The sequence below is a fragment of the Azospirillum melinis genome (genome assembly GCF_013340935.1).
Lineage (GTDB): Bacteria > Pseudomonadota > Alphaproteobacteria > Azospirillales > Azospirillaceae > Azospirillum > Azospirillum melinis.
Genome location: NZ_WHOS01000052.1, coordinates 19206 through 33241, shown reverse-complemented (window position 1 = coordinate 33241; position 14036 = coordinate 19206). Strand labels below are relative to the sequence as shown.

Annotated in this window: 8 protein-coding genes; 3 read left to right on the top strand and 5 right to left on the bottom strand. The window is 69.5% G+C overall.

What is annotated here, in order from left to right:
* Window positions 1-519: 519 nt before the first annotated feature.
* A complete protein-coding gene (locus tag GBZ48_RS27610; protein ID WP_174473963.1) occupies window positions 520-3171 on the top strand; it encodes a methyl-accepting chemotaxis protein in 2652 nt (883 codons plus the stop codon).
* Between the two features lie 33 nt (window positions 3172-3204).
* Here the strand turns inward: GBZ48_RS27610 and GBZ48_RS27605 are convergent, their stop codons facing one another.
* Entirely contained in the window at window positions 3205-4284 is a 1080-nt protein-coding gene (locus tag GBZ48_RS27605; protein WP_209798516.1) for a saccharopine dehydrogenase family protein, read from the bottom strand.
* Between the two features lie 225 nt (window positions 4285-4509).
* Between GBZ48_RS27605 and GBZ48_RS27600 the strand changes: the two genes are divergently transcribed.
* Complete coding sequence (locus tag GBZ48_RS27600) at window positions 4510-5307, top strand: C40 family peptidase (protein WP_246307502.1); 798 nt, start codon at window positions 4510-4512, stop codon at window positions 5305-5307.
* On the opposite strand, the gene cobA is transcribed toward GBZ48_RS27600, so the two are convergent.
* The 4 genes from cobA to nirB all read right to left on the bottom strand — a co-directional run bounded on the left by cobA (window position 5209) and on the right by nirB (window position 11771).
* A complete protein-coding gene (cobA, locus tag GBZ48_RS27595) occupies window positions 5209-5997 on the bottom strand; it encodes a uroporphyrinogen-III C-methyltransferase (RefSeq protein WP_174473962.1) in 789 nt (262 codons plus the stop codon). The genes GBZ48_RS27600 and cobA overlap by 99 nt on opposite strands.
* A gap of 166 nt (window positions 5998-6163) precedes the next feature.
* Window positions 6164-8857: a nitrate reductase gene (locus tag GBZ48_RS27590; protein WP_174473961.1), complete on the bottom strand. Its 2694-nt coding sequence runs from the start codon at window positions 8855-8857 to the stop codon at window positions 6164-6166.
* Entirely contained in the window at window positions 8850-9242 is a 393-nt protein-coding gene (nirD, locus tag GBZ48_RS27585; protein ID WP_174473960.1) for a nitrite reductase small subunit NirD, read from the bottom strand. The genes GBZ48_RS27590 and nirD overlap by 8 nt, the downstream gene beginning before the upstream one ends.
* Before the next feature lie 6 nt (window positions 9243-9248).
* Window positions 9249-11771 (bottom strand): nitrite reductase large subunit NirB, encoded by a 2523-nt coding sequence (gene nirB, locus GBZ48_RS27580; protein WP_209798518.1) that lies wholly within the window; start codon window positions 11769-11771, stop codon window positions 9249-9251.
* An 811-nt stretch (window positions 11772-12582) separates the two neighbouring features.
* Here nirB and GBZ48_RS27575 point away from each other — a divergent pair.
* The gene (locus GBZ48_RS27575; protein ID WP_343049698.1) at window positions 12583-13998 is read left to right on the top strand and encodes a CmpA/NrtA family ABC transporter substrate-binding protein; all 1416 of its coding nucleotides are present in this window, start codon (window positions 12583-12585) and stop codon (window positions 13996-13998) included.
* Window positions 13999-14036 lie beyond the last annotated feature (38 nt).

The window sequence follows — 14036 nt, the reverse complement described above, 5'->3', positions numbered from 1 at the left end:
TCCAAGTGATCGCTTTTTCACCGGTGGGGGTAAGCACAGGGATAGGGTCGGTCGATAGCCCGGATAGCTTTGGTGCTGCCCGCTATGGCCATGATCCTTGCGCATAGACCCAGGCCGGGGCTTGGGCTTGGCCATTATGAGGCAGGCGCGGCCTGCCCTGCGGCACCGGAGCCCGGACCCCACCGGCAGCGGGCGACACAATTTCAAGCGAGCGAAATTTCCCCACCCATTTTGTCTACCTCTTCCGTATAGCGGAAGGGCGGTGCTATCTTTTTTCGGTCACGGAAAAAGAAGTTGACGGCCGCTCGGGCTGTCGAAAAGCATGCAAGGACCGGTGTGGCCGATGGTCGCAAGCACCTCGCAGCGCTTGCATTGCCATGATTGCGCACAATGCGGACGCGCAACCCTCAGGGGCGGCTGCCGGCGCCCGGCCAGAGTTCGTGCCGGCCTCGTTCGTGCCGGCCTCGTTTCGTGCAGATCGACCAGCGACCACACCCGCCTTCAAGGGACACCGACGCCATGACCATCGCCGAAACCACCGCCCCGCAGCCCGGTCCCGACCTGTCCGGTACAGGCGGCGGACGCCGCCCCGGCCTGCAGCTGGGCGTGCGGGCGAAGCTGATGCTGGCCTTCGCCGGCATGGCGGCGATGACGGTGGCGGCCAGCGGCGTCGGGCTGATGTCCTTCTCCGCCGTCGAGCGGCCGATGGCGCAGATCGCCGACACCAGCCTGCCGGAGATGGAGCTGGCGACCCGGCTGGCCGGCGAAAGCGGCGCCATCGCCTCGGCCGCCCCGATGCTGGACGGCGCCGCCAGCCAGGAGGAGCGGGAACGTCTCCGGACGGAGGCGCAGGAGCGTGCCCGCGGCTTCCTCTCCCTGGTGGACGAGCTGGCCGGCCGCCGGCCGCAGGACCCGCTGCTGACCGAGGTGCGCGAAACCGGCAATGCCCTGATCGGCACGCTGGACCGCCTCAACGACGGGGTGGCGCGGCGCCTGTCCCTGCATGACCGGCGCGAGGCGGCCTCCACCCGGCTGGCCCAGACCTATGACGGCTTCCTGAAGACCCTGGCGCCGCTGGTCGACGGGTCGGGCCAGGCGTTGCAGGAAAAGGGCATGGCGCTCGACGGCGGCACCGACCGCGAGATGGGAGCGCTGTCGGATGCCGTGCGCTCGATGATCGCGCTCTACGACCTGCGCGGCGGCATCGCCGGGGCGCTCGACGCCATGAACCGGTCCGGCACGGCGCTCGATGCCAAGGCCATCGGCGAGCAGCAGCAGGCCTATCTGGAAGCCTCGTCGCAGGTGACGGCCACGCTCGGCACGCTGGGCGACCGGCTGCCGGCCGACGCCTCCGCCAAAATCGACGCGCTGTTCCTGTTCGGCTACGGCAAGGACAATGTCTTCGACCTGCGCCGCGCCGCGCTGGACGGCACCGAGAACAGCAGCGGGTCGGTGGACCGGCGGCTGGCCGAACGGCTGGGCTCCGCCCGGACGCAGGCCGCGCAGCTGCTCACCCTGCTGAACGCGCCGCTGCGCAAGGTGCAGAGCGACATCAAGCGCGCCAACTTCGACATCCGGTCCCAGGTGCAGGAGGCGGTGCAGGATCTGCTCGGCCGCGGGCTGGAGCAGTTCCGCACCAACCTGGAGCTGTCGACCTACGGCACCGCCCTGACCGGCGCCCTGAACGAGGCGTCGCAGGCTCCCGACGCCGCCCGGCTCGATCTCTTGGAAAAGCGCTTCTCGTCCGCCTCCTCCTCCCTGTTCGAGCGCATCGGCACGCTGCGCGCCCAGGCGGGCGACAATGCCGCCGGCACCGAGGTGCTGGCCGCGCTGGTGAAGGCGCTGATCGGCTTCGGCCGCGGCGAGGAGGGGGTGATCGCGCTGCGCCGCGGCGAGCTGGCGGCGATGGCGGAAACCGAGCGAATGCTCGCCGAGAACCGGCAGCTGGCCCAGCGCTTCGCCGCCACGGTGGACCGCAAGATCGCCGCGATGCGGCAGGAGGCCAAGGCCGCCGTCGCCGGCACCGACGACACCATCGCCGCCGGCCGCAAGATGCTGATCCTGTTCGCGGTCGGCAGCCTGATCGTCGCCGCCGCCCTGGCCTGGCTGGTGGTGGGCCGCCACATCGTCGCACGCCTCAGCCAGTTGTCCGACGCCATGCGGGCGATTGCCGCCGGCAGGCTCGACGCGGCGATCCCGGCCGCCGGTGGGGACGAGATCGGCGACATGACCCGCGCCCTGATGGTCTTCCGCGACACCGCCAACGAAGCGAAGGCCGCCAACGCGCGGGCCGAGGCCGAACGCGGCCGTGCCGCCGGCGAACGCCGCCGCGCCATGGTCGAGATGGCCGAGAATTTCGAAAGCAGCGTGCGCGGCGTGCTGGACCGCGTTTCCCAGGCGGCCGGCGAGATGCAGAGCATGGCCGAACGCATGTCCCGCAGCGCCGACCTGACCGCCGGAGAGGCGACGACCGCCGCCGGCAGCTCCCAGCAGGCCGAAGGCAACGTCAAGGCGGTCGCCGCCGCGACGGAGGAGCTGTCGGCCTCGATCCAGGAGATCGGCACCCAGGTCCACGCCTCCAGCCAGATCGCCCGCAAGGCCGCCGACGAGGCGGAGCGCACCGACCGCACGGTGGAGGGGCTGGCCCAGACCGCCGGCCGCATCGGCGAGGTGGTCGGGCTGATCCAGTCCATCGCCGGCCAGACCAATCTGCTGGCACTCAACGCCACCATCGAGGCGGCGCGCGCCGGCGAGGCCGGCAAGGGCTTCGCCGTCGTGGCGAGCGAGGTGAAGGGACTCGCCACCCAGACGGCGAAGGCGACGGAGGACATCTCCGCCCAGATCGCCGCCATGCAGTCGGTGACGCAGGAGGCGGTGGACGCCATCCGCTCCATCGCCGGCACCATCCGCGAAGTGAACGAGATCGCCGCCACCATCGCCGCCGCGGTGGAGCAGCAGAGTGCCGCCACCCGCGAGATCGCCCGCAACGTCGGCGAGGCGGCGGACAGTACCCAGCATGTCCGCGGCAACATCGACAGCGTCGCCGATGCGGCGCGGGAGTCGGGAGAGTCGGCCAACCGCGTGCTGTCGGCCTCCTCCACCGTGCAGGAGCAGCTGCGGACGCTGGCCGGTCAGGTCGACGGGCTGGTCGGGGAGATGCGGGCGGCCTGAAAGCAGGCTCGGGAAGGCGGCCGATGACGCCCCTCACCCCTTGTAATGCCGCCCGAAGCGGTTGTTCAGGAAGGCATCCAGCGGCACCTGTTCCTGCCGGATGAAGCCGGCCTGCGGGATGGAACCCTCGCGCAGCAGGTCCAGCACGGCGCAGATGCCGGCGGCGGTGGTGACCTGGATGGCGCTCCAGGTCCGGCCGGCGATGGGCTTGCTGTAGATCTTGGTGGCGAAGGTCTCCTGCCGCAGCTCGCCGTCCTGCATGCCGGTGGCGGTCGCCAGCACCAGAACCACGTCCTGCAGGGTCAGCGGCACCGCGGTCTCCAGCACGTCCTTCAGCAGGTGGCGCCGCTCGCCCAGCCGCAGGTCGCGGATCAGCAGGCGGACGATGTCGCGGTGGCCGGGGTAGCGGACCGTCTTGTAGTCGAGGTTCCGCACCTTGCCGGCCAGCGTCTCGCACAGCGAGCCCAGCCCGCCCGAGGTGTTGAAGGCCTCGTAATCGACGCCGTCCAGCGCGAAGCGCTCGTCACCCTCCAGCGGCATCACCTCATGCGGGCGGCCGTCGACGATGGCCTCGCACGGGTTGCAGTATTCGTTGATCAGCCCGTCGGTGCTCCAGGTCAGATTGTATTTCAGGGCGTTGGTCGGGTATTGCGGCAGGGCGCCGACCCGGAGATGCAAATTGTGCAGCTCGTCGAAGCGGCGGGCAAGGTCATGGCCGACGATGGAGATGAAGCCCGGCGCCAGACCGCATTGCGGGATCAGCGCCGTGCCGGCGGTCTCCGCCAGCATCTTCACCTTGCGGGTGGCGGCGACATCCTCGGTCAGATCCAGGTAATGGGCGCCGGCCGCGACGGCGGCGGTGGCGATGGCCGGGGTCAGGGTGAAGGGGCAGGCGCTTAAGACCGCCTGCTGGCCTTCCATGGCGGCGCGCAGCGACTCCCGATCCTCGACATCGACGCGCATCACCCGCAGCCCGGCATGTTCGGCGCGGTAGAGCAGCGCCTCGTCCCGGTCGCCGATGGTGACGGCGAAATCGCCGGTCTCGGACAGCAGCGTGCCGATCATCGAGCCGATCTTGCCCGCACCCAGAACCAGAACCTTCATCGTTGCCATCTTTCCCGCTCCTCTGTTCAGCCGTGTTCCGTGTTGGCGAGCCATGCCGATGGTTTGGCCCGCACACGAAACATGTCGGCGGATGCAGCCGGGCAGAACCGGGCAATGCGCCGGTTGCGCTTGAGTTTTCCGGCGGAATGACGGAAAGCCCGGCGAAATGACGGATGTGCTTTATCCCTCGCACCACCGCGGCGGCGGCGCTAAGGTCGCAGCCGGTTTCCCCAAATGCGGCCCGCCACCATGACCCTGCGCCAACTGACCGCCCCGCACGCCGTCCTGCTGGAGGAGCCGCGCGACGGCGTTCCCCAGACCAGCGAGATGATCCGCGGCGAGCGCTTCCGCATTCTGGAGGAGCGTGGCGGCTGGCTGCGGGCGGAGAACGCCTTCGACGGCCATGTCGGCTGGCTGCCCCCCGGCACCGCGCATCGGGAGCCGGCGGCCCCCACCCACCGCGTGCGGGCCCTGCGCGCCGACCTGCACCCCGGCCCGACGCACCGGGCGCCGCCGGTGGCGACGCTCAGCTTCGGGTCGCTGGTGACGCTGGACGGCCGGGCCGAAAACGGCTGGGTCGGCACCGACGACGGGCTGTGGCTGTTCGCGGGCTGGCTGGAGCCGGTGGACGCGGCGCCTGCGACTGACCACATCGCCACCGCCCTGCGCTTTCTGGAGACGCCCTATGTCTGGGGCGGGCGCAGCAGCTTCGGCATCGACTGTTCCGGGCTGGTGCTGACCGCCATGGCGGCGGCCGGGACAGTCTCCCACCACAGCAGCGGCATGCAGCGCAAGGACGGGCGGCTGGGAGCGTGGCTCTCGGAGGACGGCAACGGCGTCGAGTATCGGCGCGGCGACATCGTCTTCTTCCCCGGCCATGTCGGGCTGATGGTGGACGGGACGAACCTGCTGCACGCCACCGTCTTCACCATGTCAGTCGTGATCGAACCCCTGAGCGAGGTCGCCAAGCGCGCGGAGGTCAATGGGGTCCGCCGTCCCCACCATTTTATTGATGGCTTGGCGCGGGCGTAGCGCCTCGCCTACCAGCAGCAGGGTCGGCCCCTTGCCGGCGGCCACACCCTGCTCCGCCATCCGGCCGAGCGTCGTCCAATAGCGGCGCTCGTCGGGCCGGCAGCCATTCTCCACCGCCAGCACCGGGGTCGCGGCCGGCAGCCCGGCCCCGGTCAGCCCCTGGCCGACCGCGCGCGCCTGCTCGCGCCCCATATAGATCGCCAGCGTGCCCTGCGGATCGGCCAGCCGCGCCCAGTCCGGTTCGAACCGCTCGCCGTCGCGGCCATGGGCGGTGACGAAGGTGACGGCGCGCGACACCCCGCGCTTCGTCAGCGACAGCCCGGTGGAGGCGGCACAGCCGAGCGCCGCGGTGATGCCGGGGATGACGCGAACCGGAATGCCGAGACTGTCGAGATGCTCGATCTCCTCGCCGGCCCGGCCGAACACCATCGGGTCGCCGCCCTTCAGCCGCACCACCCGCTTGCCGCGCCGGGCATGGAAGGCGATCAGCGCGTTGATCTCCCCTTGCGGCAGCGAATGCCGGCCGGAGCGCTTGCCGACGCAGATGCGCTCGGCCTTCGGGTGGGAGAGGTCGAGGATGCCGTCGCCGACCAGCGCGTCGTAGAGCACGACCTCGGCCGCCGCCAGCGCCTTGACCGCCGCGACGGTGAGCAGGTCGGGGTCGCCGGGACCGGCGCCGACCAGCGTCACTTGCCCCCACCTATCCTCCCCCGCTGGGCGGGGGAGGGACTGCCGCAGCTTTCTCGGACAAGCACTTGTCCCCTCCCCCGCCCAGCGGGGGAGGGTCAGGGTGGGGGCGCCGCCGCCGGCACCCGTGAACCGCAGGACCGCGAGGCGCGCCAGCGCCGTCAGACCATCAAGCCACTTCGCGCTGGTGGGCATGACGAAGCACCTCCTTGAGTTCGGGCACGCAGGAACCACAATTCGTGCCGGCCTTCAACGCCGCGCCGATCTCCGCCACGCTGGTCAGCCGGCGGTCGCGGATGGCGCCCGCCAGCCGGTTGATCCCGACGCTGAAGCAGGCGCAGACGATCCGCCCCTCATCCGCCGGCACCCCCGGCGCCCGGCCGGCGAGCAGACCGGCCCGCGCGCCGTCCTCCAGACTGTCCGTCTCCAGCAGCCCGGCGAGCCAGCCGCGGGGCGGCAGACGCCCGTCGGCGGCGACGAACAGGCAGGCCTCCAGACGGTCCCCATCCATCCAGGCCATCCGCAGGCCGCCGCGCGCATGGTCGCGGAACTCCACCGCCGCCTCGGCCGGATCGAGACCGGGCAGCCAGGACTCCACCGCCGGAATCGCCCCCATCCCCGCCATCTCCACCAGATGCCCGCCCGCCACTGCGCGGCGGGCCCAATAGCCGCCATGGACAGGGCCCACCGGCTGACGGGTCAGCAGGAAGGCGGTCCAGTGCGGCCGCCAGGGCTCCACCGTCGCCGGCATCCGCTTCAGGTCGGGCTGGCCGGAGAAGGGGTCCACCGCCCCGTCGTCGATCAGCCGGCCGATGACGCAGCCGCCGGTGAAGCGGTCGGTCCAATGCATCGGCAGGAAGATGGTGCCTTCGCCCTGGGCATCGGTGACGCGGACGCGGGCCAACGCTTCACCCGCCCCCTCCCCAACCACCGTGGCGATGCGGGCCAGCCCGCCATCCACCAGCCCCCGCACCAGCGCGTCGGCCGGATTGACGTCCAGCCGCGGTTCCGGCGCGTGGGCCGACAGCCGCGCCGACAGTCCGGTGCGGGTCATGGTGTGCCACTGGTCGCGCAGCCGGCCCGTGTTCAGCAGCAGGGCACCGTCCGGCACGCTGCGCGGCAGCGGCTTCGCCGTGACCGGCAGCATCCGGGCGCGCCCGTCCGCGGTGAAGAACCGCCCGTCGCCGAACAGCCGCTTCTGCGGTTCGCCCCCCGCCCGCCAGGGCCAGGGGAAGGGCGCGAGCGCGTCATAGCCGGCATCGTCCAGCCCGCCCAGCGCCCCGATGTCGAAGGCCCGTGTCCCGCCATTCTCGAATGCCGACAGCGCCGCATGCTCGCGGAACACAGCGGCGGCGCTTTCATACGGGAAGGCCTCGGCGAAACCCATCCGGCGGGCGACCTGGGTGACGATCCACCAGTCGGCCCGCGCCTCCCCCGCCTCCGCCTTGAAGGCGCGCTGGCGCGAGACGGTGCGGTCGGAGTTGGTGACGGTGCCGTCCTTCTCGCTCCACCCCCTGGCCGGCAGGCGGATATGGGCGAAGCGGCCGGTGTCGGTGTCGCGGATGCAGTCGGAGACCACCACCGTCTCGCAGCGCTCCAGCGCCCGGCAGACCCGGCCGGCATCGGGCATGCTGACGGCGGGGTTGGTCGCCATGATCCACACCGCCTTGACCGTGCCGGCCTCGATGGCGCGGAACAGATCGACCGCCTTCAGCCCCGGCTTGGCCGCCACGCGCGGCGCGTTCCAGAAGCGGCCGACCCGGTCCACCTCCGTTTCGGTAAAGCCCATATGGGCGGCCAGCTGGTTCGCCAGCCCACCGACCTCGCGCCCACCCATGGCGTTCGGCTGCCCGGTGACGGAGAAGGGGCCGCAACCCGGCTGGCCGATGCGACCGGTCAGGAAGTGGACGTTCAGGATGGCGTTGACGGTGTCGCTGCCCTGGGAGGACTGGTTGACCCCCTGGGAATAGACCGTCACCACCCGGTCTGTCGCGGCGAACTGCGCATAGAAGGCGGCGACCTCCGCCTCGGCCAACCCACAGCGGCGGGCCACCGTCGCGATGTCCGACGCATCGGCGCGGGCGGCGGCCAGCGCCTCCTCCACCCCCGCTGCATGGGCGGCGACGAAGCCAGCGTCGCGATGGCCGTTGCCGTCCAGATAGGCCAGAAGCCCGTTGAACAGCAGTGCGTCGGTGCCGGCCTTCAGCGCCAGATGGCGGTCGGCGGCATCGACGCAATCGGTGCGCCGCGGATCGACCACGACGATCCGCGTGCCGCGCCCGGCCCGCGCCGCCAGCAGCCGCTGGTGCAAAACCGGGTGGCACCAGGCGAGGTTCGACCCCACCAGCACCACCAGATCGGCGCACTCGAAATCCTCGTAGCTCCCCGGCACAGCATCGGCGCCAAGCCCGCGCTTGTGCCCGACCACCGACGAGGCCATGCACAGCCGCGAGTTGGTGTCGATGTTCGCCGAGCCGATGAAGCCCTTCATCAGCTTGTTGGCGACGTAGTAATCCTCGGTCAGCAGCTGGCCGGAGACGTAGAAGGCCACGGAGTCCGGCCCGTGCCTGGCGATGGTGTCGGAGAAGCGCCGGGCCACCTCGTCCAGCGCCACGTCCCAGGACACGCGCCGGTCACCGATTTCCGGATGGAGCAGCCGCCCGTCCGGCACCAGCGTGTCGGCCAGCGCCGATCCCTTGGAGCAGAGCCGTCCCCGGTTCGCCGGGTGGTCGGCATCGCCGCGCACGGTCACGGCGCCATCGGCCGAAACGCGCGCGATCACCCCGCACCCGACCCCGCAATAGGGACAGGTGGTCTTCACCTCCTGTTTCGGCCCGGAGGACGACTCCGCCCCGTCAAACATGGCCGCAGGCCTTGCGGCAGCCGCCGCGCGACAGCTTGGCCTCGGCCAGCGCGAGGGAGACGCTCCGTCCCTCCACCCGCACCGGAACATGGCCGGTGCGGCCCTCATCGGGGGCGACGGCCTCGCCGGTCGCCAGCTCGATCACCCAGCTGTGCAGCGGGCAGGTGACGCGGCGACCGTGGACGATGCCCTGGGACAGCGGCCCCTGCTTGTGCGGGCAGGCATCCTCCAGGGCGAAGACCTCGTCGGCCGCCGTGCGGAACAGGGCGATGTCGCCGCCGGGGGTGCGGACGACGCGCGAGCCCAGCACGGGGATGTCGTCGATGCTGCCGACCTGGGTCCAGACGGTTTCCGAAGCGGCGGTGTCCATGATGATGCTGTCCATGATCGGTTACCCCACTTCGGCGAGCAGATTGAATTCGTGACGGTCGACGCCCTTGGCGGCACGCTCCGCCCACGGGTCGTCCTGCGAGAAGGTCTGCGAGAACAGGAAGCGCGCGTTGAGATCCCGGCGCCGCTCCGGATCCTCGACCAGCGCCGCCTTGATGTGGTCGAGGCCGACCCGCTCCACCCAGGGTGCTGTGCGCTCCAGATAGCGGGCCTCCTCGCGGTAGAGCTGCATGAAGGCGCCGGTGTATTCCAGAACCTCCTCCTCCGTGCCCACGCGGACCAGCAGGTCGCAGGCGCGGACATGCAGGCCGCCGTTGCCGCCGACATGCAGCTCGTATCCGCTGTCGATGCAGACGACGCCCAGATCCTTGATCGTCGCCTCGGCGCAGTTTCGCGGGCAGCCGGACACCGCCAGCTTGACCTTGTGCGGGGTCCAGGTGCCCCAGGTCATCCGCTCCAGCTTCACGCCCAGCCCGGTCGAATCCTGCGTGCCGAAGCGGCACCATTCCGACCCGACACAGGTCTTCACCGTGCGCAGCCCCTTGGCATAGGCATGGCCGGACACCATCCCGGCGGCGTTGAGGTCGGCCCAGACCGCCGGCAGGTCCTCCTTCTTCACGCCGAACAGGTCGATGCGCTGGCCGCCGGTGACCTTCACGGTCGGGATGGCGAACTTGTCGACCACGTCGGCGATGGCGCGCAGCTCGGCGGCATTGGTCAGCCCGCCCCACATGCGCGGCACGACAGAATAGGTGCCGTCCTTCTGGATGTTGGCGTGGGCGCGCTCGTTGATGTAGCGCGACTGGTAGTCGTCCCGGTACTCGCCCGGCCAGGCGCACAGCAGGTAATAGTTCAACGCCGGCCGGCAGGACGCGCAGCCGTCGGGCGTCGTCCATTCCATCGCCTGGAAGACCTCGGCCATGGTCTTCAGCCCGCGGTCGACAATGGCCGCCCGCACCTGATCATGGGTGTGGCGGGTGCATTTGCACATCGGCTTGACCTTGGGCGCCGCGGTGAAGCCGTCGCCCAGCGTCACCGCCAGCAGCCGTTCCACCGTGCCGGAGCAGCCACCGCAGGAGGCCGACGCCTTGGTGTGCGCCTTCACCTCGTCCAGGCTGGTCAGGCCCTTTTCGGTGATCGCCTTGACGATGGTGCCCTTGCAGACGCCGTTGCAGCCGCAGATCTCGGCAGAGTCGGGCAGTGCCGCGATGGCGGCGTTCGGATCGCCGGCATCGGCGCTGCCGAAACCCTGGCCGAAGATCATGGTGTCGCGCTCGGCCGACACGTCGGCGCCGTCTTTCAGCAGCGAGAAGTACCAGGCGCCGTCCTTGGTGTCGCCATACAGCACCGCGCCCAGCAGCTTGCCGTCCTTCAGCACCAGCCGCTTGTAGACGCCGCGGGCGGCATCGCGGAACACGATGTCCTCGGTCCCCGCCCCGCCCGAGAAATCGCCGGCGGAGAAGACATCGACGCCAGTGACCTTCAGCTTGGTCGAGGTGACGGAGCCGGTGTAGGCGGCACCCTCCCCACCCGCGAGGTCGTGGGCCAGCACCTTCGCCATCTCGAACAGCGGGGCGACGAGGCCCCAGGTGACGCCGCGATGCTCGACGCATTCGCCGACCGCGTAGATCGACGGGTCGCTGGTGCGCATCCGGTCATCGACACGGATGCCACGCCCGCACTCCACCCCGGCCGCCTTGCCCAGCGCCATGTTGGGACGGATGCCCACCGCCATGACGACGATGTCGGCCGGCAGTTCGCGCCCGTCCCGCAGCCGAACCGCGCTGACCCACTCGCCGCCCTCCCGATTGTTTCCGACGATCTCGGCGGTATCGGCACCGGTCAGCACCTCGATGCCGCGGCGTTCCAGTTCGCGTTGCAGCAGCATGCCGGCCGACGGGTCGAGCTGGCGCTCCATCAGCGTCGGCATCAGGTGGACGACGGTGACCTCCATGCCCTTGACCCGCAGCCCGTTGGCGGCCTCCAGCCCCAGCAGGCCGCCGCCGATCACCACGGCCCGCCCGCCCTTGGCCGCCGCCGCCAGCATGGCGTCGACGTCGGCCAGATCGCGGAAGCCGATGACGCCCGGCAGGGTCGATCCCGGCACCGGGATGATGAAGGGCATGGAGCCGGTGGCGATCAGCAGCCGGTCATAGGGAACGACGCGGCCGGACTGCGAGACCACCATCTTGCCGGCGCGGTCGATGCTCTCCACCGCCTCTCCGGTCAGCAGCGCGATGCCGTTGGCGTCGTACCACTCGCGGCTGTTCAGCACGATCTGGTCGAAGGTCTTCTCGCCCGCCAGCACCGGCGACAGCATGATGCGGTTGTAGTTGGGATGCGGCTCGGCCCCGAAGACGGTGATGTCGAAGCGGCCGGGCGCCTTGGCCAGCAGTTCCTCCACCGTCTTCATGCCGGCCATGCCGTTGCCGACAACCACCAGCCGTTCCCTGACCGGGACGGCGCTGTGCAGTTCTGCTTCGTTAGATTCGACGGCGGGCCCGTTGTTCGATGAGAGATGCATGTCCATGGCGCGTCTGCCTCGTCTATCGTGTCCGGCCTGCTGCAAAGTCAGGCACGGGGCCAAAAAGAAAGGCGTCCGAACTGGCCTGCGTCCCTGCCCCGCGAGTGAATCGCGAAAGCGGTCGCAAACCTGTTCGGACGCCGTTGTCCGGGCGGTTCGTCGTCGAACCAGAGCCAAATCCGCGCGTCGTCGCGTGGGCTTTGGCGGTGGCGGGCACTGGCGACGTTGCTGGCGCCCGCTGTTGTCTCGCCATCTCCTTCGCAATCCGCGTGCCAGTCACCGCATCGACGGGTGTATCCGGCAAAACTCCAGGGATTCCGCGGACTCCCGACCATCATCGCACCCGATACCTAGGTGCCTATTTTTGGATCATGCTTAGGTATTGCACAAAGCATGGACAGCCAGACTTGGGTGCGCCGCAAAAATCAGCATTCGGCCCGATACCCTCATGAGGCGGTTCATACCTTCCGCCGGGTCATAGCCAACGGAGTCAACCGCTCCGGCCGTTTTTTCAGCAAAAGCCATCCTTTGGCATGAGGCTTGCGAAGAGGGGGACCAGAGACGCGCCAACGACGGTGCGTGCATCCCAAGCGTCCAATGATGGGCCAGCCCCCGGCAGTGTTGCCGACCCCGGTATCGACAAGCCTTTCCATAAGGCTTTTCCGGTCGATCCCGCTGGACGCTTTCGACGGCCAAGGCACCTCTACCGCCATCTGCCCGAAAAACAGCCAGTCCGGGACCTGCCCAGAAAATCGTCACCGGTGTCGCACGCCCGACCGCTGGTCCGGATTTCAGAGATGGAGCAACCGACGTGGCCCAAATCTCCCGCACCGCCTCCTGCACCTTCCGCCACCTTCTCGCATCCGCTGCCCCATTGGCCATTGCGGCCGTCGCCCTGACGGCAGGCGTCTCTGCCCATGCCGCCCCGCTCGACGTCGAAAAGGAACAGCTGAAGCTCGGCTTCATCAAGCTGACCGACATGGCGCCGCTCGCCATCGCCGTCGAGAAGGGCTTCTTCGAGGATGAGGGCCTGTCCGTCACGCTGGAGCCGCAGGCGAACTGGAAGGTCCTGCTCGACCGCGTGATCTCCGGCGAGCTGGACGGCGCCCACATGCTGGCCGGCCAGCCGCTGGGCGCCACCATCGGCTTCGGCACCAAGGCGCACATCGTCACCGCCTTCTCGATGGATCTGAACGGCAACGGCATCACGCTGTCGAACGACGTCTGGCGGAAGATGAAGGCCAACGTGCCCAACGGCCCCGACGGCAAGCCGGCACACCCGATCAAGGCCGACGCGCTGAAGCCGGTGATCGCCCAGTACAAGGCCGAGGGAAAGCCCTTCAACATGGGCATGGTCTTCCCGGTCTCGACCCACAATTACGAGCTGCGCTACTGGCTGGCGTCGGGCGGGATCAACCCCGGCTTCTACAGCCCGACCGACGTGTCGGGCCAGATCGGCGCCGACGCGCTGCTGTCGGTCACCCCGCCGCCGCAGATGCCGGCGACGCTGGAGGCCGGCACCATCTACGGCTACAGCGTCGGCGAGCCGTGGAACCAGCAGGCGGTGGTCAAGGGCATCGGCGTGCCGGTCATCACCGACACCGAGATCTGGAAGAACAACCCCGAGAAGGTCTTCGGCGTCACCGACGACTGGGCGAAGAAAAATCCCAAGACCCATCTGGCCGTCGTCAAGGCGCTGATCCGCGCCGCCCAGTGGCTGGACGAGAACAACAACGCCAACCGCGCCGAAGCGGTGAAGATCCTCGCCAAGTCCGAATATGTCGGCGCCGACGCCAAGGTCATCGCCAACTCGATGACCGGCACCTTCGAGTATGAGAAGGGCGACAAGCGCGACGTTCCCGACTTCAACGTCTTCTTCCGCTACAACGCGACCTACCCCTTCTATTCCGACGCCGTCTGGTACCTGACCCAGATGCGCCGCTGGGGCCAGATCGCCGAGGCCAAGCCGGACGCCTGGTACGACGAGACCGCCCGCAGCGTCTACAAGCCGGACATCTATCTCCAGGCCGCCAAGCTGCTGGTCGAGGAGGGCAAATCCAAGGAAGCCGACTTCCCCTGGAAGAGCGACGGCTACAAGCCGGTCGACAACGGCTTCATCGACGGCATCCCCTATGACGGCCACAAGCCGAACGACTACCTCGCCAAGCAGCCCATCGGCCTGAAGGGCGACCAGAAGATCGAGGGCGGTCAGGTGGTGGGCGGGTAAGCGCCTCCACGTTCCCCCACCACCGACAGCCAGGGAAA

What these genes read in the sequence shown, in the direction of transcription:
- GBZ48_RS27610 (WP_174473963.1), top strand. Translation starts at nt 520, where the DNA reads ATGACCATCGCCGAAACCACCGCCCCGCAGCCCGGTCCCGACCTGTCC.
- GBZ48_RS27605 (WP_209798516.1), bottom strand. Translation starts at nt 4,284, where the DNA reads ATGGCAACGATGAAGGTTCTGGTTCTGGGTGCGGGCAAGATCGGCTCG.
- GBZ48_RS27600 (WP_246307502.1), top strand. Translation starts at nt 4,510, where the DNA reads ATGCGGCCCGCCACCATGACCCTGCGCCAACTGACCGCCCCGCACGCC.
- GBZ48_RS27590 (WP_174473961.1), bottom strand. Translation starts at nt 8,857, where the DNA reads ATGTTTGACGGGGCGGAGTCGTCCTCCGGGCCGAAACAGGAGGTGAAG.
- nirD (WP_174473960.1), bottom strand. Translation starts at nt 9,242, where the DNA reads ATGGACAGCATCATCATGGACACCGCCGCTTCGGAAACCGTCTGGACC.
- nirB (WP_209798518.1), bottom strand. Translation starts at nt 11,771, where the DNA reads ATGCATCTCTCATCGAACAACGGGCCCGCCGTCGAATCTAACGAAGCA.